Annotated in this window: 20 protein-coding genes and 1 riboswitch; of the genes, 12 read left to right on the top strand and 8 right to left on the bottom strand. The window is 65.6% G+C overall.

Features of this window, described 5'->3' with window-relative positions:
- Positions 1-41: 41 nt before the first annotated feature.
- Together K7G82_RS10750 and K7G82_RS10745 are read left to right on the top strand one after the other, a co-directional pair.
- Positions 42-860, top strand: a complete 819-nt coding sequence (locus tag K7G82_RS10750) for a response regulator (RefSeq protein WP_222989829.1) — start codon at positions 42-44, stop codon at positions 858-860.
- On the top strand, positions 860-2191 hold the full coding sequence (locus tag K7G82_RS10745; protein WP_222989828.1) for an ATP-binding protein: 1332 nt from the start codon (positions 860-862) through the stop codon (positions 2189-2191). The genes K7G82_RS10750 and K7G82_RS10745 overlap by 1 nt, the downstream gene beginning before the upstream one ends.
- A gap of 20 nt (positions 2192-2211) precedes the next feature.
- Here the strand turns inward: K7G82_RS10745 and gcvPB are convergent, their stop codons facing one another.
- The 5 genes from gcvPB to K7G82_RS10720 form a co-directional block, all read right to left on the bottom strand.
- Entirely contained in the window at positions 2212-3777 is a 1566-nt protein-coding gene (gcvPB, locus tag K7G82_RS10740) for an aminomethyl-transferring glycine dehydrogenase subunit GcvPB (protein ID WP_222989827.1), read from the bottom strand.
- Complete coding sequence (gene gcvPA, locus K7G82_RS10735) at positions 3774-5132, bottom strand: aminomethyl-transferring glycine dehydrogenase subunit GcvPA (protein WP_222989826.1); 1359 nt, start codon at positions 5130-5132, stop codon at positions 3774-3776. The genes gcvPB and gcvPA overlap by 4 nt, the downstream gene beginning before the upstream one ends.
- A 143-nt stretch (positions 5133-5275) precedes the next feature.
- Complete coding sequence (gene gcvH, locus K7G82_RS10730; RefSeq protein WP_222989825.1) at positions 5276-5647, bottom strand: glycine cleavage system protein GcvH; 372 nt, start codon at positions 5645-5647, stop codon at positions 5276-5278.
- Complete coding sequence (gcvT, locus tag K7G82_RS10725) at positions 5644-6771, bottom strand: glycine cleavage system aminomethyltransferase GcvT (RefSeq protein WP_222989824.1); 1128 nt, start codon at positions 6769-6771, stop codon at positions 5644-5646. The genes gcvH and gcvT overlap by 4 nt, the downstream gene beginning before the upstream one ends.
- 159 nt (positions 6772-6930) lie before the next feature.
- Positions 6931-7022, bottom strand: a riboswitch (glycine riboswitch).
- 107 nt (positions 7023-7129) lie between these two features.
- Entirely contained in the window at positions 7130-7771 is a 642-nt protein-coding gene (locus K7G82_RS10720; protein ID WP_425517259.1) for a hypothetical protein, read from the bottom strand.
- 112 nt (positions 7772-7883) lie between these two features.
- On the opposite strand from K7G82_RS10720, the gene ispH reads away from it, so the two are divergent.
- Genes ispH through rnhA form a run of 3 tightly spaced genes read left to right on the top strand, consistent with a single transcriptional unit; the run spans position 7884 to position 10250 of the window.
- Positions 7884-8843 carry a 4-hydroxy-3-methylbut-2-enyl diphosphate reductase gene (gene ispH / locus K7G82_RS10715; RefSeq protein WP_222989823.1) on the top strand — a complete coding sequence of 320 codons (960 nt, stop codon included), beginning with the start codon at positions 7884-7886 and terminating at the stop codon, positions 8841-8843.
- Between the two features lies 1 nt (position 8844).
- The gene (gene thrB / locus K7G82_RS10710; protein WP_222989822.1) at positions 8845-9804 is read left to right on the top strand and encodes a homoserine kinase; all 960 of its coding nucleotides are present in this window, start codon (positions 8845-8847) and stop codon (positions 9802-9804) included.
- Positions 9801-10250, top strand: a complete 450-nt coding sequence (gene rnhA, locus K7G82_RS10705; protein ID WP_222989821.1) for a ribonuclease HI — start codon at positions 9801-9803, stop codon at positions 10248-10250. Before thrB ends, rnhA begins: the two co-directional genes overlap by 4 nt.
- A 5-nt stretch (positions 10251-10255) precedes the next feature.
- On the opposite strand, the gene K7G82_RS10700 is transcribed toward rnhA, so the two are convergent.
- From K7G82_RS10700 to K7G82_RS10690, 3 genes are all read right to left on the bottom strand, one after another.
- Complete coding sequence (locus K7G82_RS10700) at positions 10256-10432, bottom strand: YegP family protein (protein ID WP_222989820.1); 177 nt, start codon at positions 10430-10432, stop codon at positions 10256-10258.
- A gap of 62 nt (positions 10433-10494) precedes the next feature.
- Positions 10495-11568 (bottom strand): NAD(P)/FAD-dependent oxidoreductase, encoded by a 1074-nt coding sequence (locus K7G82_RS10695; RefSeq protein ID WP_222989819.1) that lies wholly within the window; start codon positions 11566-11568, stop codon positions 10495-10497.
- Positions 11568-12536 carry an alpha/beta fold hydrolase gene (locus K7G82_RS10690; RefSeq protein ID WP_222989818.1) on the bottom strand — a complete coding sequence of 323 codons (969 nt, stop codon included), beginning with the start codon at positions 12534-12536 and terminating at the stop codon, positions 11568-11570. Before K7G82_RS10690 ends, K7G82_RS10695 begins: the two co-directional genes overlap by 1 nt.
- Positions 12537-12612: 76 nt before the next feature.
- Here K7G82_RS10690 and K7G82_RS10685 point away from each other — a divergent pair, with 76 nt between their 5' ends.
- Genes K7G82_RS10685 through K7G82_RS10655 form a run of 7 tightly spaced genes read left to right on the top strand, consistent with a single transcriptional unit; the run spans position 12613 to position 19703 of the window.
- Positions 12613-13056, top strand: coding sequence for an A24 family peptidase (locus K7G82_RS10685; RefSeq protein ID WP_343228558.1), 444 nt, complete (start codon positions 12613-12615; stop codon positions 13054-13056).
- Positions 13057-13105: 49 nt separating this feature from the next.
- A complete protein-coding gene (gene cpaB / locus K7G82_RS10680) occupies positions 13106-14113 on the top strand; it encodes a Flp pilus assembly protein CpaB (RefSeq protein ID WP_222989816.1) in 1008 nt (335 codons plus the stop codon).
- A gap of 1 nt (position 14114) precedes the next feature.
- A complete protein-coding gene (locus tag K7G82_RS10675) occupies positions 14115-15686 on the top strand; it encodes a type II and III secretion system protein family protein (RefSeq protein WP_222989815.1) in 1572 nt (523 codons plus the stop codon).
- Between the two features lie 13 nt (positions 15687-15699).
- A complete protein-coding gene (locus K7G82_RS10670) occupies positions 15700-16347 on the top strand; it encodes a CpaD family pilus assembly protein (protein ID WP_222989814.1) in 648 nt (215 codons plus the stop codon).
- Between the two features lie 2 nt (positions 16348-16349).
- Positions 16350-17639, top strand: coding sequence for a P-loop NTPase family protein (locus tag K7G82_RS10665; protein WP_222990260.1), 1290 nt, complete (start codon positions 16350-16352; stop codon positions 17637-17639).
- A gap of 53 nt (positions 17640-17692) precedes the next feature.
- On the top strand, positions 17693-18670 hold the full coding sequence (locus tag K7G82_RS10660) for a type II secretion system F family protein (protein WP_222989813.1): 978 nt from the start codon (positions 17693-17695) through the stop codon (positions 18668-18670).
- Positions 18671-18683: 13 nt separating this feature from the next.
- Positions 18684-19703 carry a type II secretion system F family protein gene (locus K7G82_RS10655; RefSeq protein WP_222989812.1) on the top strand — a complete coding sequence of 340 codons (1020 nt, stop codon included), beginning with the start codon at positions 18684-18686 and terminating at the stop codon, positions 19701-19703.
- Positions 19704-19707: the final 4 nt, after the last annotated feature.

Raw genomic sequence — 19707 nt, 5'->3', positions numbered from 1 at the left:
TCGCTATTGCGAATAAGTAGCAGAAATCGAAGGGGCGATTGATGGACGTACAGGCAGCGGTCAATATCCAACGGCTTCGTCTGCGGACGAGCAATACGTTGTTACAAAGAAGCGATGCGGACGACGATCTGGCGTCGGCGCCCGATGCGCCGCAGCATGTGATCGTGGTGGAGGACGATGCCGGCATCCGCATGCTGCTCGTCCGCATCCTGCGCGAAAACGGCTATGACGCGAGCGGGGTGGCCGATGGCGCGATGCTGCGAGAGTTGATGGCGGCCCGCCCCGTCGACCTGATCCTGCTCGACATCATGTTGCCCGGCGAAAACGGCCTGGATCTGTGCGGCGCGATCCGCGAGCACAGCACCGTGCCCATCATCATGGTCAGCGCGCGCGGCGAGGAAGCCGATCGCGTCGCCGGGCTAGAGGTCGGCGCCGACGACTATATCGCGAAGCCCTTCGGCCGATCCGAACTGCTGGCCCGCGTACGTGCCCAGTTGCGACGCGCGACCTGTTTCGCGCGACCGGCAGGCACCGACGCATCCGAATGGTTGATCTTCGCGGGGTATCGTTTCAACATCCGCCATCGCGAATTGCTGGCCCCCTCCGGCGCGGAGGTCGAATTGTCCGGTGCGGAACAGGATCTTCTGCTCAGTCTGTTGCGGCATCCGCAGCGGGTGATCGGTCGCGAACGGTTGCTGGAGCTTTCGCGCACCCGCATCCGCAATTCATCGGACCGCAGCGTCGATGTTCTTGTCAGCCGCCTGCGCCGCAAACTTGGCGACGGTCGCAGGCCACGCCCGATGATCCGAACGATCCGGGGCGTCGGCTATATGCTCGCGGTGGACGTCGAGGCCGGTTGATGGATTGGCGCAGATGGCTGCCCCGTTCGATGATCGGCCGCATCGGGGTGGTCCTGCTCTTCGCTCTCCTGCTCGAACTCGCGGGAAACCTGCTGCTGTTCGAACGCTCCGAGCGGGATCTGCTGTCGGCGGACCGCACCCAGCGCTTCGCCGAACAATTGCTGGTCGCCGAACGCGTGCTCAGCGATGTCGAGCCCGCGTCTCGCGCGCGGCTGATGCACGACATGCGGACACGCGATGTCGGGCTCAACTGGGTCCCGGCCACCGTGATCACGGACGCGTCCAATGCACAGCCCGCGCTGGAACGCGTCAAGGCGCGCCTGATCGCCGCCGCCCCCGCGCTTGCCGGTCGCGATCTTCGGCTCAACATCGTCCGCTCCGCGGATTCGCAAAGACGCGACCTGCTTGGGGCGTTCGGCCTGACCGATGGCGGGTTCATCACCTTTCGCGTGACCCCGTTCCTGAACGCGCCGCCCGGCGTGCTTCCAACGGTGTTGCTGCACCTTGCCGTCATCGGCGGCGTCGTGCTGATCACCATGCTGCTGGCCTACGCGCTGGTCCGTCCGCTCCGCGCGCTGGCCGAGGCCGCGAACCGGGTCGGCGGCAGCGATGCCATCGCCATGCCACAGACCGGTCCGCACGAGGTTCGCCAACTCGCCACCGCATTGGGCGGCATGCAGGATCGGCTGCTGCGGATCGTGCGCGACCGGACGGAGGCGCTCGTCGCGCTCTCGCACGACCTCCGCACGCCGATCCAGCGCTTGCGCCTGCGCGCATCGCTGCTCGACGACGCCGAAGCGCGCGAGACGATGGCCGCCGACCTCGACGACATGGAGAAATTCGTCGGTTCGGTGCTCGCCTATATGCGCGGCGACGAAGTGGAAGCCCCGCGCCTGATCGATCTGGCCGCGGTCGCGCTCACCCTTGTCGACCAGGCGACCGACGCTGGCGCGGACATCATCTATGCCGGCCCCGATACGCTCGAGGCGGCGGTGCCGCCGATCGCGTTCAAACGGGCGCTGTCCAACCTCATCGAAAATGCGGTGCGATATGGCGAGACCGTCCACGTCACCCTCACCCGTGTACCGGGCATCATCGTGGTGACGGTGGAGGATGACGGGCCGGGCATAGCCCCGGAGCACCGCGCCGACGCTTTCGCGCCCTTTCGCCGGATCGATCCCGCGCGCGGCGCGGGTGGAGGCGCCGGGCTGGGGCTCGCCATCGTCGAGCGTGCGGTCACCGCCATGGGCGGGCATATCGACCTGGGGGAAAGCGCGCTGGGCGGCCTGCTGGCGCGGATCAAGATCCCCGCCGACGCACGCCGCCCCTAATTGCCGTCAGGCGGCGAGGCTTATTCGGCGGCCTCCGCCACCTCCGGCGCCTTCCAAACCAGTACCGGCTTGCGCGCGGCGGCGGTTTCGTCGAGCCGTCGGCGCGGCGCGAAATGCGGAGCGCTCTTGAGCGCCTCGTCACCCGCCTTGGCCCGTTCCGCCACCGAGCGCAGCGCGCCGATGAACTGATCGAGCGCCGCCTTGCTCTCGGTCTCGGTCGGTTCGACCAGCATCGCGCCATGAACGACGAGCGGGAAATACATCGTCATCGGGTGATAGCCCTCGTCGATCAGGCCCTTCGCCACGTCGAGCGTGGTGAAGCCGTCGGCGAGCCCGTCGTCCGAGAACAACGCCTCGTGCATGCACGGACCGCTCGGCCCGAACGGCGCGTCGAGCACGTCCTCCAGGCTGCGCAGCACATAATTGGCGTTGAGCACCGCATCTTCGGAAACCTGGCGCAGACCGTCGGCGCCATGGCTCAGAATATAGGCGAGCGCGCGCGTGAACATGCCCATCTGGCCATGGAACGCCACCATCCGGCCGAAGCTGTCGGCATGATGCTCACCGGCCGTCTCTTCCTCGACCAGGTGATAGCCGTCCTCCGCCTTCTCCACGATCGGCAGCGGCGCGTAAGGCGCCAGCGCTTCGGAAAAGACCACCGGCCCCGCACCCGGCCCGCCGCCGCCATGCGGCGTCGAGAAGGTCTTGTGCAGGTTGATGTGCATCGCATCGACGCCGAGATCGCCCGGACGGACGCGCCCGACGATCGCGTTGAAATTGGCGCCATCGCAATAGACCAGCGCGCCCGCGTCATGCACGGCGTCTGCGATCGCCTTCATATCGCGTTCGAACAGGCCGCAGGTATTGGGGTTGGTGATCATCACCGCCGCGACGTCCGGCCCCAGACGCGCCTTCAGGGCCGCCAGATCCACGCGCCCTTCTGCCGTCGCCGGAATATTCTCGACGGCATAGCCGCAGAATGCCGCCGTCGCCGGATTGGTGCCGTGCGCGCTTTCGGGCACGAGGATCACCGAACGGGCATCGCCGCGCGCTTCCAGCGCCGAACGGATCGCAAGCAACCCGCACAATTCGCCGTGAGCGCCCGCCTTGGGGCTCATCGCCACCGCCGGCATGCCGGTCAGCGTCGTCAGCCAGTGCGCCAGCTCGTGGATCACGCCCAGCGCGCCCTGCACCGTATCGATGGTCTGGAGCGGATGGAGATCGGCGAAGCCCGCCATGCGGGCCACCTTCTCGTTGAGGCGCGGATTGTGCTTCATCGTGCACGATCCCAGCGGGAACAGGCCCAGATCGATCGCGTAGTTCTGGCGGCTGAGCCGCGTATAGTGGCGAACCGTCTCCGGCTCGGACAAGCCCGGCAGGCCGATCTCGCGATTGCGCTCGAGCCCGGAAAGGCGCGACGCGATCGCCGGCGCGGCGTCAAGGTCGACCCCGGTGGTGTGCGAGTCGCCGATCTCGAAGATCAGCGCCTCTTCCAGCATCAGTCCGCGATTGCCGGTGAAGGTCGTGCCGGCCGGCGCGTTGCCGTCACCCATTTCGGGTTTCCATCCGCTCTGGTTGATCGTCATGCCAGCGCCTCCTCAAGTCCGGCGGCCAGCGCCTCGACATCCTCGGCGGTGCTCGTCTCCGTCACCGCCACGACAAGCCCGCGTTCGAGCGCCGCGACGCCCGGATAGAGACGCCCGAGCGACACGCCGGCCAAAATCCCGCGATCGGCGAGCGAGCGCACGACCGGCCGCGCCTCACGCCCCAGATCGAGCGTGAATTCGTTGAAGAACCCGTCATTGATCAGGGCGACACCCGGCACCTTGGCCAGCCGGTCCGCCGCCTTCACCGCCAGGCCGTGATTGAGCATCGCCAGATCGCGCAGCCCCTTCTCGCCCAGCAGGGTCATGTGGATCGAGAAAGCGAGCGCGCACAGGCCGCTATTGGTGCAGATGTTCGACGTCGCCTTTTCACGGCGGATATGCTGCTCGCGCGTGGACAGCGTCAGCACGAAGCCGCGCTTGCCCTCCGCGTCCACGGTTTCGCCGCACAGCCGACCGGGCATCTGGCGCACGAAGCGCTCCTTGCACGCGAACAGGCCGACATAAGGACCGCCGAACTGCAGGCCGACGCCGATACCCTGCCCCTCGCCGACGACGATGTCCGCGCCCATCTCACCCGGTGCGCGGAGCGCGCCCAGCGCCACCGGCTCCGTCACCACCGCAATCAACAGCGCGCCCTTTTCATGCGCGCGCGCCGCGATCTCGGAAAGATCGCCGATCCGGCCGAGAATGTCGGGATATTGGACGACGACGCACGAGGTCTCACCGTCGATCGCGTCCAACAGCCGCGCCGCATCGGTGGTGGCTTCAAGCGTGGGCAAGGCGGTTTCGAGCACGTCGCCGGTGAAGCGCGCCATGGTCTGCGCCACCGATACATAATGCGGATGCAGCCCGGCGGAAAGGACCGCCTTGTTGCGGCGCGTGACCCGCCGCGCCATCACGATCGCTTCCCAGCACGCCGTCGAACCGTCGTACATCGAAGCATTGGCCACGTCGCAACCATAGAGGCGCGCGACCTGGGTCTGGAACTCGAAGAGCATCTGCAGCGTGCCCTGCGCGATCTCGGGCTGATACGGCGTATAGGCGGTCAGGAACTCGCCCCGCTGGATCAGGTGATCGACCGAGGCCGGCACATGATGGCGATAGGCCCCGCATCCCAGGAAGAACGGCGCTTCCCCCGCCGACAGGTTGCGCTTCGCCAGGGCGCCCATGTGGCGTTCAACGGCAAGCTCGGTCGCGTGGTTGGGCAGGCCGGCCACCGGGCCGGACAGGCGCGCGCTTTCGGGCACGTCGACGAACAGATCGTCGATCGATGCCGCACCGATGCGCGCAAGCATCGCGCTGCGGTCTTCATTGGTCAGGGGAAGGTATCGCATTCGAATCTCCAGCCCCTCCCTTTCAAGGGCGGGGTTTGGGGTGGATGAGCACCCCGGCCCGCTCGACGCCGGCCGGGGCGCTTTCGGGATGAGGCGTCACGACTTCCCCACCCCACGCCCTCCCCCAAGGGGAGGGGCTTGGATCAGAGCTTCGCGACGAACGCCGCGTAGGCTGCCTCGTCCATCAGGCCTTCGAGTTCGGACGGATCGGAGAGCGTCAGCTTGAAGAACCAGCCATCCTCTTCGGCCGAACCGTTCACCAGCGCGGGATCGTCGGCGAGGTCGGCATTGCCTTCGACCACCGTGCCCGAAACCGGCGAATAGACGTCGGACGCGGCCTTGACGCTTTCGACGACGGCGGCGTCATCACCCTTGGCGAGCTGCTTGCCCTCGGCAGGCACCTCGACGAACACGATGTCGCCAAGCTGGCTCTGCGCATAATCGGTGATGCCGACGGTGCCGATCTCGCCGTCGACGTCGACCCATTCATGGTCCTCGGTGAAATAGCGGCTCATTTCGGGGCTCCTTTGCGGTGATAGCGATGGGGAACGAAGGGCATGGGCGCGACCGCGACGGGGACGCGCTTGCCGCGTACCTCGGCTTCGAGCGCGGTGCCGGCGACGGCGAGATCGGCGGAGACATAACCCATCGCGATCGGCGCGCCGACGCTGGGCGCGAAGCCGCCCGACGTGACGACGCCGACCTGGGCCTCGCCATTATAGAGCGGCGCGCCTTCACGCACGGGCAGCCGCCCTTCGACCGACAGGCCGACGCGCTTGTTGGGCGCGCCCTCGGCGAGCTGCTTCAACACGACATCCGCGCCCATGAAGCCGCCTTCGGTGCGGCGACGCTTCTGCATCGCGAAGGTCAGATCCGCGCCCACCGGGGTCACGCCGGGATCGAGGTCATGGCCGTAGAGCGGAAGCCCGGCCTCCAGCCGCAGCGAGTCGCGCGCGCCAAGGCCGATCGGCTTGACTTCGGGCTGGCCGGCCAGCGCCTCGGCGAACGCTTCGACCGCATCGGCGGGCACCGAGATCTCGAAACCATCCTCGCCGGTATAACCCGACCGGCTCACCCAGAGCGGCGTGCCGTTCCAGTCGAATCCACCGGCCTCCATGAAGAACAGCGCCTCGACGCCGGGCACGACGCGCGACAGCGCGTCCACGGCCTTGGGGCCCTGCAACGCGATCAGCGCCTGATCCTCGAGATGGTTCATCCCGATCTCGTCGGGCAGATGTTCGCGCAGCACGCCGATATCGTCGAACTTGGTCGCGCCGTTGACGACCATATAGATATCGTCGGCCCTGCGGGTGACCATCAGATCATCGAGGATGCCGCCATTCTCGTCGAGCAGCAGCGAATAGCGCATCCGCCCGGCGCCCAGTTCCTTGATATTGCCGGGCAGCAAGGTTTCGAGTGCGGCATCGGCACCCTCGCCGGTGAACAGCAGCTGCCCCATATGGCTGACATCGAACAGGCCGGCGGATTCGCGCGTCCACAGATGCTCCGCCATGATCCCTTCATATTGGATCGGCATGGAATAGCCCGCAAAGGGCAGCATCCGCGCGCCCCGTGCCCGATGCCACGCATCCAGCGGCAAGGCTTCTGCGGCTTCTGCGATATTGGCGTCTTCGCTCATCGATATGCTCCCGTGACGGTCCACAGCCGACAGCGCGCATGATTGCGCCCTGCCTTGCTGCCCCCTCTGTCACGGAACCTGAGAGCTTTCGCGGCGCCATCGGGCGCCACTTACCCCTTCGGTGGCTCCGGCCTTCGCCGAAACGCTTTCCAGAGTGCCTGAGACCGCGCGGTCCAGTGGCCTGAGAGATTCCGGGGCGGTTGCTCCTTCGGCGCCCCGGACGAATCCGGGGGCTCTCCCGCGCGATCCCCGGCGGTTACCCGCCGGCGACGGGATTCCGCTTGGGCGAGGCCGCGATTCGAGTCAATCGCAGATCATCGTCCGGCGATCGATTTACCGCCACCGCGTCCGCAAGGCGTTACCGCGTCGCGTTGTACTGAAGCTGCTCGTTGGTCAGCTGGAACCCGATCAGCAGTTCGAAGCTGGTGCGGCTGACCGCGTCGCGCACTTCGGGGATCGACAGCGGATCGATCGCGGCGTCCGTGTCCCCAGGCTTGCGGCGGCGCACGATCTGCTGGCGGATATCGTCGGGCAAGGTCGCCGCCGCGCGATTGACCGCGGCGCCGGCGCCTGCCGTCGCGGTCGCGCGGGTCTGCCCGTCCTCGAACCGGATCGCGACGCGGCTCAGCCGCTTAGAGACGACGGCGCGACCGCCGCGGATCACCGTCGCGAAATAGGGCAGGACGACCTCGCGCGCACCGCTGGCATTGGTGCGGGTCGCGATCACGTCGAAGGTCGCATCGACCGTGAGCTCGGCCCCGCTATCGTCGCAGGTCGACCGCAAATTGGTGATGGAGGCGACCACGTCGATCGCGCGCGCGTCCCGGCTCACCGGCGGGTCGAACAGGGTCACGTCGCCAGTGTGCGCCGGAATCGCGACCGCCGGGCAGGAAGAACGGGTGACCGTGATGCCGCCGCTGGCATCGATCTGATTGTCTTTCGCGCACGCGCCCAGGCTGGCAAGCGCGGCAACAAGGATAAACGGCTTCAGATCGGGCACGTACAGACTTCCTTCAGGCGAGCGGAGAAAACCGCAGATCGGCCGATAGGCGGCGGACGCGATCATAGGAAGCGGCTTTCGTCGAAGCAAGCAATCGCGTAGAGGCCCGAGCATGACCGAAACCGCTTCCCAGCGCCCGTCGCTCGAGCTGCTGATCGCCGCCCCTCGCGGCTTTTGCGCGGGCGTCGACCGCGCCATCCGCATCGTCGAGCTCGCGATCGAGAAATATGGCGTGCCGGTCTATGTCCGCCACGAGATCGTCCACAACCGCTTCGTCGTCGATGGATTGAAGGCGAAGGGCGCGATCTTCGTCGAGGAGCTGGACGAGGTGCCGGACGATGCGCCCGTCGTCTTTTCCGCGCATGGCGTTCCGAAAGCCGTGCCCGCGAAGGCGGCCGAGCGTGGCCTGTCCTATCTCGACGCCACCTGCCCGCTGGTTTCCAAGGTGCACCGCCAGGCCGAACGGCTCGTCGCCGCCGGGAGGCATATCCTGTTCATCGGCCATCGCGGCCATCCCGAAGTGATCGGGACATTCGGGCAGGTACCCGAAGGATCGATGACGCTGATCGAGACGGTGGAGGACGTGGAGACGCTGACGCCGCCCGATCCGGACAATCTTTCCTTCCTGACCCAGACCACATTGTCGGTGGACGACACGGCGGCGATCGTCGCGGCGCTGCGCCTGCGCTTTCCGACGATCGGCGAACCCCGCGGCGAGGATATCTGCTATGCGACGTCCAACCGTCAGGCCGCGGTCAAGGCGATCGCCGCCGCGTGCGACGCGATGGTGGTGATCGGCGCGCCCAATTCCTCCAATTCGCTGCGCCTTGTCGAAGTCGCGGAGCGCGAAGGCACGCGGGCGCGCCTGATCCAGCGCGCCGACGACCTCGATTTCGAGTGGCTGCGGGGCGTGGCCCGGCTGGGGATCACGGCCGGCGCCTCCGCACCCGAAATCTTGGTGCGCGAAGTGGTCGAACGGCTGGCGACGCGCTTCGACGTCAGCGAACGCGAAGTCGAGACCACGGTCGAATCGATCGCGTTCAAACTGCCTCGCGGCCTCGAAGCAGCCTGACATGGCCGTTTATACGCAGGTTTCCGCCGAGGAGATGGCGGCGCTTCTGACGCGCTACGAGAATGCGGGCCAGCTGGTTTCGGCCAAGGGCATCGCTGAAGGCGTCGAGAACAGCAATTATCTGGTCGAGACCGACCGCAATCGCTTCTTCCTGACGCTGTACGAAAAGCGCGTCGATGTCGCCGATCTGCCCTTTTTCTTCGCCTTGCTCGATCATCTCGCCGATGCCGGCAACCGCGTCCCGCGCACGATCAAGGATCGCGACGGCGTCCAGCTTCAGACGGTCGCCGGCCGCCCGGCCTGCCTGATCGAATTCCTGTCGGGCGTGTCCGTGAGCCATCCGACCGCCGCGCAGGCTCGCGCGGTGGGCGGGGCGCTTGGCCGGATGCACGCAGCCGTCGCCGATTTCCCGGGCGATCGCCCCAATGCGCTGGGATTGGCCGGCTGGCATGCGCTTGCCGAGAAATGCGGCGGCGACCTGGACCAGATCTCGCCCGGGCTGGGGCAACGCGTCGCCGACGAACTCGCCTATCTCGACGCGCACTGGCCGAGCGACCTGCCAAGCGCGGTGATCCACGCCGATCTGTTCCCGGACAATGTGCTGATGCTCGGCGACACGGTGACGGGCCTGATCGACTTTTATTTCGCCTGTCGCGAAATTCGCGCCTGGGACGTGGCGGTGACGCACACCGCCTGGAGCTTCGAGAATGACGGCGCCGGCTATCATGCAGATCTCGGTTCGGCGCTGATCGCAGGCTATGATGACAGCTTCGGGCTGAGCGACGCGGAGCGTACGGCGCTGCCCGTGCTGGCGCGTGGCGCCTGCCTTCGTTTCCTGCTCACCCGCGCATGGGATTGGCTCAACACGCCCGCCGACGCGGTCGTCAATCGCAAGGATCCGCTCGCCTTCCTGCGTCGGCTGGAAACCTATGCCGCCAATCCCGGACTCTTCGCGCGATGAGCGAGCTGGACCATGTCGAGATCGCGACCGACGGTGCGTGCAAGGGAAATCCCGGGCGCGGCGGCTGGGGCGCGGTGATCCGGATGGGCAGCCATGAAAAGCTATTGTCGGGCGGCGAGCCGCATACGACGAACAACCGCATGGAATTGATGGCCGCGATCAAGGCGCTCGAAGCGCTGAAGCGCCCCTGCCGCGTGACGCTTTCGACCGACAGCAACTATGTGAAGGACGGGATCACCCGCTGGATCTTCGGCTGGCAGAAGAATGGCTGGAAGACCGCCGATCGCAAGCCCGTCAAGAATGCCGAGCTATGGCAGGAGCTGCTCGCGGCGATCAAGCCGCATCGCGTGGAATGGCTATGGGTGAAGGGCCATGCCGGTCACCCCGACAATGAACGCGCGGACCGGCTGGCGAGCGACGCCGCGCTCGCCCAGCCGCGCGGCTGAAGAGCTCAGCTCGCGTCTTCGACTTCCGCGCCGGGGCCGTTCTTCTTGAGCGACTCGATCGCTTCCTTGGCGCTGGCCTTGCTCGAATAGCCTTCGGTCCAGAACATGATCTCGCTGTTGTACTTGAACTTGGCCACGAACTCGCCGGCCTTGTTCTTCTCGATCACGAACTTGTGCGCCATGGATCCGATTCCTTGTTGATCTCGATCAAGCGAGACTAGCGCGCGCGACGTATCTGCCAAGCCTATTCGAACCGTGCCGGATCATAGAGCGCCGGATCGATGCCCGGATCGGGCGAATGCCCCAGGATAAGCGCCGCTCCCAGCCTGGCCGCCGCCGGTGCGGTCTGGATGCCGAAGCCGCCCTGCCCGGCACACCAGAAGAAGCCGGGCATTGCCCGATCGAAGCCATAGACGGGCCGCCGATCGGGCGCGAAACTGCGCAGCCCCGCCCATTTCCGCTCGACCGCATCGACGCGCCAGTCGACGGCCCGCTCGAACCGGTCGATCGCGGTCGCGACATCGATCTCCTCGGGTGCCGCGTCGCAAGGATCGGTGGGGCTTTCGTCGTGCGGCGTCAGCCAGAGCCGCCCACCCGCCTCCGGCTTGAAATAGAAGCCGCCGCCGATGTCGATCACGATCGGCAGCGCATCGGGTCGTGCCGGAGTCGTGCGGATCTGCGCCACGGTCCGGCGGAAGGGCCTGATGCCGAGTGGCCGGACGCCCGTCATTTGCGCGACGGGATCCGCCCATGCGCCCGCCGCGTCGACCAATATATCCGCGCGGACCGGCCCCGCCGCGCTGTCGATGATCCATCCCGCCATATCGCGCGCGGCCGAGCGAAGCGCCGCCCTGGTCCGTAGGTCGGCGCCTTGCCTGCGTGCCCGCGTCAGGAAATCGGCATGGAGCGCGCCGACATCGATATAGGCGCAGCTCGGCTCGAACATGCCCAGCGTCCATTCCGGCCTGAGACCGGGGACATGGGCTGCCGGATCGACGGGCGTCAACACCACGTCGCTCGCCGCGAAGGCTTCATGCAGTCCGTCGAAGGCGGCACGGTCCGAAGCGCGACCGATATGCAGCGCGCCCATCGGATCGAGAAAACCGCCATTCCGCAATGCCGCGCCCGACGCCGTGGTCAAAGGCTGGATCGCCGGGCCGCCATAGGTTTCGCTCCAGAAGGCGGCGGAACGGCCGGTGGCATGATAGCCGGGGCTGTCCTCGGTCTCCAGCATCACGACCGATGCGTGCGCCGCCAGTTCGGCAGCCAGGCTTGCACCCGCAATGCCGGCGCCGACGATCGCGATGTCGTAGCGCATCAGCCGGCCGGGGCGTTCCGGTCCAGGAATGCGTCGATCGCGGTGAGCGCCCGGTTCCGAACAGGATCGACTTCCCGCAATATCTCGTGCGCGGACTCGTCGCCGAAGCGCAGCAGTTCCGCATGGGGCAGCCGGCGCGCCGCCTCATGGATCGCCGCCGGCCGCACCAGCTTGTCGCGATCGGCGCACAGCAGCAGCAGCGGCGTTTCCACCGCCTCCAGGCGACCGGGCAGGAAGGAGTCGAGAGTCGAGCGATAGGCCACGGCCAGCCATTTCCAGCTTGGCGGCCCAAGCGCAAGCTCTGGTTGCTGCGCCTTCCACCACAATTCGTCGTCATAGCGCTCGTTCGAATGCGTCAGGAACGCGCGGCGCGAAGCGCCCGGCGGCGCCGGGCGTTCGTTGTTCTTCCACGCCGCACGCGCGGGATCGCCGATCCGCGTCATGAAACGCGCGACCCTCTCCGCCATCGCCGGCGTGAATGGGGCGCTCTGCAACCCCAGCATCGGCGCTACCAGCACCACGGCATCCGGCGCCACGCGCCGCTCCTGAAGCGCGCGCATCACGAGATGACCGCCCATCGAATGCGCGACGATCACATGCGGCCCGGGCGTCGATGCCCGCAGCACCGTGAAACGATCCGCCAGATCGTCGATCCAGGGCGCGAAATCATCGGCATGACCGACATTCGGGTTGGCGCTCAGACGGCCGGAGCCCCCCTGCCCACGCCAGTCGAAACTGGTGACCCGCCAGCCGCGGCCATGCCAATACGCGAAAGATTCGAGATACTTCTCCAATATGTCGCCGCGCCCGCCCTGGAACAGCAAAGTGCCGCGCGCCGGCATGATATCGGCCGGCCAGTCGAAGACGCGCAGCGGCCAGCCATCCGCAACCGCTTCGTTGCGCACGGTCGCGCCGCGCGGGATGGACCGGCGAAGGGTTGCCGGAAATTCTCCTGATGCATCAGCCATGTCCTTGGTTACGGTTTCGTAAGGCATAGCGTCTAGACCTCGCTGGATGACTGGGGGAATTTTAGCACATGTTCTAGTGGCGGCGCTCGGCTGTCTGTTGCTCGTGGCGGTATTCACCGACCTGAAGGGACGGACGATCGAGCACTGGACCGTCGCTGCCATCGCGTTGCTCGCCCCCTTTTACTGGTGGACCGCGAATTATGCGCTGTGGCCCGACGTCGCCATCCAGATCGGCATCGCGATCGGCGTTTTCGCGCTTTTCGCCGGCGTCTACGCGATCGGCATGATGGGCGGCGGCGACGTCAAACTGCTCGCCGCACTTGCGCTGTGGCTGCCGATCGTGCCGCTGTTCAACATGCTGTTTATCATGGCGATCGCAGGCGGCGTCATCACGCTGATCGCGCTTATTTTCCATAAGATACGGAAATTAAACGGACAAATCGAAGTCCCCTATGGCGTTGCCATTGCCATCGGCGGGCTTTGGGTGATGTCCGAACACTATTTTAACCAATTTGCTTGATGAAACATCGCGGGCCTTTGGGGGGCCGGCTCAGGAGGCGAGAGTCGTCATGGACGTTAGGAAGATCGCATTGCTGGTTGGCGCGCTGCTTATCGCAGCGGTGACGGCCTTCATGGCAAAGAGCATGTTCTCGGGCGCATCGGCGCCGAGCGCGGCGGCCGCACCAACGGTGCCGATGGGTCCGGAGGTCCTGGTCGCGACGCGCGCCATGCCCATCGGCACCATCATCGAACCGGACAGCTTCCGATTCCAGCCCTGGCCCAAGGACCTGATCCAGAGCGCCTATTATCTGAAGGGCGAGGCCGATCCGGCGACGCTTTCGGGCACAGTGGTCCGTTATGCCATCACCGCCGGCCAGCCGATCACCCAGGGTGCGCTCGTCAAGCCCGGCGATCGCGGGTTCCTTGCCGCAGCGCTTGGCCCGGGCATGCGCGCCGTGACCGTTTCGGTCGGCGCCGCAACCAGCGTGGCGGGCTTTGTCTTTCCCGGTGACCGGGTCGATCTGGTGCTAACGCAGGAAGTTCCCGGCAGCGACGGCCCCGCGCTCAAGACGTCGGAAACCATCATCCGCAATCTGCGTGTGCTCGCAACCGACCAGCGCACCACCAATACCAATGACGAGGGTCAGACCGAGGTCAAGACCTTCTCGACGGTCACGCTCGAAGCGACGCCGCGCATCGCCGAGAAGATCGCGGTCGCGCAGACCATCGGCCAGCTCTCGCTGTCGCTGCGCTCGATCGCCGACAACACAGCCGAACTCGAACGCGCCATCGCCGCCGGCGAGGTCACGGTACCCGAGAACGGCGATCCGAAGGCCGAGAAGCAGATGCTGCTCGCCATCGCTTCGCGCCCGATCGACACCGACACGACTTTCGTCACAGGCGCGGATGTCTCGCGCTTCCAGCGCCGCTCGCTGCCCGTCGCGCAGCGCGGCGGCGCCACGGCACCGGCACCTTCGCAGGGCGGCGCACCCGTGGCGATCTACACGCCGCGCGGCCCTGTCGTCCGTGTGGCGCGCGGCAACACTGTCACTGAAGTCCCGGTGGGGGGGAAATAAGATGTCAATCTTCAACACGACCAAGCGCCAGGCGCTGGGGACCGCGCTCGCCGCAGTCCTCGCCCTGGGAGCGGGAACCGCGGGCACTGCCCCGCTCATGGCGCAGCCGACCGGCGCGTCCCAGCCCGCAAGTACCGTCAATCTTTCGATCGGCCGCGGCACACTGGTCAATCTTTCCGCCCCGATGAGCGATCTCTTCGTCGCCGACAACAACATCGCCGACGTCCAGGTGCGCTCCTCGACCCAGCTCTACGTCTTTGCCAAGACCGCGGGCGAAACGACCATCTATGCCACGTCGAAATCGGGCAAGGTCGTCTATTCGGCCAATGTCCGCGTCGGCACCAATATCGGCTCGATCGATGCGATGCTCCGCCTGGCGATGCCCGATGCGCAAATCCAGGCGACTCCGATGAACGGCCTGATGCTGCTGACCGGCACGGTCGCCAGCCCTGACGATGCGGCCGAGGCCGAGCGCCTCGCCCAGGCATTTGTCGGCAGTGGCAGCCAGGTGATCAGCCGGCTTCGCACCGCGACGCCACTCCAGGTCAACCTTCAGGTCAAGATCGCTGAAGTCAGCCGCGAACTGAGCAAGCAGGTCGGCTTCAACCTGCTGACGCGTGACCCGACCGGCGGATTCATGTTCGGCCTTGCCCAGGGACGTCCCGACGCGGTGACGATCGATGCCACCACCGGAAAGGCAAGCTTCAAGGGGATCGAGGGCTCGACAACGCTCGCGGCGGCCGGGAAGCTTTTTGGCCTCGACGTGCTTGGTGCACTCGATCTGGCCGAGAATGACGGCCTGGTGACCACGCTTGCCAATCCGAACCTGACCGCGCTTTCGGGTGAAACCGCCAGCTTCCTCGCCGGTGGCGAAATCCCGATCCCGATCAGCACGACCCTGGGTCAGATTTCGGTCGAATACAAACAATATGGCGTCAGCCTGTCCTTCACGCCCACCGTTCTGGCCGATGGCCGCATTTCGATGCGCGTCCGCCCGGAAGTGTCCCAGCTTTCAAGCGCCGGATCGGTCACGCTGAACGACTTCGAAATCCCGGGCATTACAACACGCCGGGCGGAGACCACGGTGGAACTGGGTTCGGGGCAAAGTTTCGTCATCGGCGGATTGCTGAACAATTCCAGCAACAATTCGATGGAGAAGGCGCCCTTCCTGGGAGACCTTCCAATTCTTGGAGCCCTGTTCCGCTCCAAGCGCTGGAACCGTGCTGAAAGCGAACTGGTGATCGTCGTGACGCCTTATCTGGTCAAGCCGGTATCGGCCAATCAGATCGCGCTGCCGACCGACGGTTATCGCGCTGCCAACGACGCGGAAAGTTTCCTGCTCGGCCAAACCTATGAGGGCAAGACCGGGCAGAAGCGCCCATTGCCATCGGCTGGAGCCCCGCAGACCGTCAAGCCAGGCGTCTCTCCGGATGCCAGCCCCAGCGCAGCCCTTCCCGGCGAAGGACTGCCCGGCAACCTGCCCCAGCAGCCGACGCCCAAGGTGGCGCAGGCCCAGGCTTCACCACAACCCAAGGGCAACGCTTCGGCGAAACCCGGCTTCAGCTTCGATTGATTGGGAGGGTTTCATGAAGAGCAATGTCCTACGCAAGGCGGCCAGCCCCCTCCTTATCGCGCTTGGCCTCACTCTCGGCGCATGCGGCGGCACGCGTAACGCGGGCTTGGAGTCCGTCCATCAGCCGATCGTCAATCGACTGGATTATGCGCTTGACCTGAACACAGGCGGAAATGGCGGGCTGGCGGATGGCGAGGCGCAGCGCCTTGCCGGTTGGTTCGATACGTTGCGCGTCGGTTATGGCGATCGTATTTCGATCGACGACCCCTCTCCTTACGGCAGCGCCGCCAGTCGTGACGCCGTTGCCTCCGTTGCAGCGCGTCACGGCCTGCTGCTCGATGACGGTGCGCCGGTCACGACGGGCGAAGTCGGAGGTGGCATGATCCGGGTGGTCGTCAGCCGCATGTCGGCATCCGTACGGGGCTGTCCCGACTGGAGCCGTTCGTCCCAGCCTGAATATGCGGCGTCATCGATGTCGAACTTCGGTTGCGCGACCAACGCCAATCTGGCCGCCATGGTCGCCAACCCCGAGGATCTTATCCGCGGTCAGGTCGGCAGCACCGACCAGCGCGTGTCGAGCAAAGCCATCAAGACATATCGCGACAAGGCTCCGACGGGCGCCGCCGATCTCAAGCAAGAAAGCAGCAAGGGAGCACGATGACCATGAATGCACCCTGGAACCCGGCGCGCGGCGCGGCGCTCCGCGAACCGTTCAACGCCTATGTCTCCGACGAGATGACCGCCGAAACGCTGCGTTCGGTCGCGATCGAACTTGGCTGGCTGCCCGAGAAGGTGAACAAGGGCGGATTGCGCAACGCCGTCCAGTCGCTCTCCGTCTCCGCGAGCCCGAATATATTGTTCGTCGATCTTTCGGAATCGGGCGACCCGCTCAACGATATCAACGCGCTTGCCGAGGTCTGCGAGCCCGGAACCATCGTGATCGCCGCTGGCCAGGTCAACGATGTCCGTCTTTACCGCGATCTGATCGCCAGCGGCATCCAAGATTATCTGCTGAAACCCCTTAACCCCGATCAACTGCGTGATGCCTTCGGTCAGGCTCAGGCGACGCTGAGCGCGCCCAAGCATGTCGAATCGGGCATTGATCGTCCACATGTCATGACCGCGGTGATCGGTGCACGCGGTGGCGTCGGCGCTTCGACGATCGCGACCTCGCTTGCCTGGCTGTTCGGCGAAAAATCGAATCGTTCGACGGCGATCCTCGATCTGGACGTCCATTTCGGGACTGGTGCACTCGCGCTCGATCTCGAGCCCGGCCGCGGGCTGACCGACGCGATCGAAAATCCAAGCCGGATCGACGGCCTCTTCATCGAACGCGCGCTGGTGCGTGCCAGCGACAAGCTTTCGGTGCTGTCCGCCGAGGCCCCGCTCAGCCAGGCGATGCTGACCGACGGATCGGCATTCTTCCAGCTCCAGGAGGAATTGCGGGCCGCGTTCGAATGCACCGTCATCGATCTGCCGCGCAACATGCTGGTCCAGCATCCGCATCTGCTCCAGGAAGTGCAGGCTGCGGTGATCGTAACCGAGTTGACGCTGGCTGCGGCGCGCGACGTCATCAGGATCCTGTCATGGCTCAAGAGCAACGCGCCACAATCCCGCGTCCTGGTCATCGCCAATCGCGTGCCGACCACAGGCGCCTCGGAAGTCAGCCGCAAGGAATTTGAGAGCTCGATCGAACGCAAGATCGACCTGATCGTTCCGCTCGACATCAAGGTCGCCGCTCAGGCAGCGAAGCTCGGTAAACCGATGGCCGAAGCCGGCAAGGGCTCCAAGGTGGGCCAGGCTTTGATCGACCTTTCCAATCGACTGCTCGCAACGGTCGAGGAAGTCGCCGAGCGAGACCGCGATGCGGACAAGGGCAAGTCGCTGCTCGGCAAGCTTGGCGACATCAAGGCGCTGATCCCCAAGGGCAAGAAGGCGAAGAGCCCCGCTTGAAGTCGGGCCGCACGAGAATGCCGGGCGACCGGCGCGATTGAAGGAACGGGCTGATGCCGATAATGCCGATGATCATGATGACGGTGGGTGCGCTTGCCGCGCTGCTGCTGGTGTTCGTGGCATTTTCGGGGCCGTCGACCAGCAAGGCGCTGTCGCGGCGATTGTCCTCGGCGAAGGACCGCCATGCCAGTTCGGCGTCCGCATCGATCGAAGCGCAGATGCGCAAGGCGATTTCCGCCCGCCAGACGACGAAGATGGACAGCGTCGCCTCGCAGATCCTGCCCAATCCCGCATTGCTGAAACAGCGCATCGGACGGACGGGCAAGGCCTGGACGCTGGGCCAATATGGTGTCGCGTCCCTGGGCCTGGCGATCGGCACGGCGATGCTGGCGATGCTGCAGGGCTTGCCCTGGGCCTTGTCGGTCCTGATCGGTGTCATGCTGGGTCTGGCGATTCCGCATATGACGATCAGCTATCTCATCAAGAAGCGCATCAACGCGTTCACGGCACGCTTCCCCGATGCGATCGAGCTGCTCGTACGCGGCCTTCGTGCCGGTCTGCCGATCTCTGAGACCCTGAACGTCGTCGCCAAGGAAATCCCGGGCCCGGTGGGTGAAGAGTTCAGCACGGTCGCCGACAAGATCCGTATCGGCCGAACCATGGAAGCGGCGCTTCAGGACGTGGCCGACAAGCTCAACACGCCCGAGTTCCAGTTCTTCGTGATCACTCTGGCGATCCAGCGCGAAACGGGCGGCAACCTGGCCGAAACCCTGTCGAATCTGGCCGACGTGCTGCGCAAGCGCGCGCAGATGAAATTGAAGATCAAGGCGATGTCGTCCGAATCCAAGGCATCCGCCTATATCGTCGGATCGCTGCCCTTCCTCGTCTTCGCGCTGATCTATGTGCAGAGCCCGGGCTATATGGGCCAGTTCTTCACCGACCAGCGGCTGATCATCGCCGGCCTCGGCGGCCTGACATGGATGGGAATCGGCAGCGCCATCATGGCCAAGATGGTCAGTTTCGAGATCTGAGGGGCACAGAGAGATGAGCACCGCACCTGCCGGGCCGACCCTTCTTGGAGTCGACGTGATCTGGGTGGCCACCATCCTGGCCGCCATCGCGACCTTCGCCATGCTTGTCGCGCTTTATGCGGCAACGACGGTGCGCGATCCCATGATCAAGCGCGTGAAGGCGCTCAACGCCCGGCGCGAGCAGTTAAAGGCGGGCATCGTCGCGTCGACGTCGCGCCGTCGCGCCAAGCTTGTCCACCAGAGCGAAACCACTGACCGCATTCGCGACTTCCTGAAAACCTTCAAGGTTTTGCAGGACGAGCAAGTGAAGGCGGCACAGATCAAACTCGCCCAGGCCGGCATCAGGTCCAAGGATCTGGCCGTAACCGTCATCTTCGCGCGCATGATCCTGCCCGTCGTGCTCGGCGGCACCGTGGTGCTCGGCGTCTATGTCCTCGACTGGTTCCCCGACTGGAGCGCGATCAAGAAGTTCGGGCTCACGGCCGGCACGCTGATCCTGAGCTACAAGGCACCGGACATCTTCATCAAGAACAAGATCCAGAAGCGCAGCGATGCCATCCGCAAGGGTTTGCCGGATGCGCTGGATCTGCTCGTCATCTGCGCCGAAGCCGGCCTGACCGTCGACGCGGCCTTTGGCCGCGTCTCTCGCGAGCTCGGTCGCGCCTATCCGGAACTCGGCGAGGAGTTCGCGCTGACCGCCATCGAACTGGGCTTCCTGACCGAACGGCGCATGGCATTCGAGAATTTGTCGTCACGCGTCGATCTGGAAGCCGTTCGCGGCGTGGTCACCACGATGATCCAGACCGAGAAATACGGTACGCCGCTCGCTTCGGCACTGCGCGTCCTTTCCGCCGAATTCCGCAACGAGCGCATGATGCGCGCCGAAGAAAAGGCCGCGCGTCTGCCGGCGATCATGACCGTGCCGCTGATCCTGTTCATTCTGCCCGTGCTGTTCGTCGTGATCCTCGGTCCCGCGGCCTGTTCGATCTCCGACAGCTTCCTGAGCGGACAGGCGACCGGCGCGGCACCTTAAAGCG

It is taken from the genome of Sphingomonas colocasiae (assembly GCF_019880585.1).
Lineage (GTDB): Bacteria > Pseudomonadota > Alphaproteobacteria > Sphingomonadales > Sphingomonadaceae > Sphingobium_A > Sphingobium_A colocasiae.
This window is presented reverse-complemented; position numbering and strand designations above follow the sequence as displayed.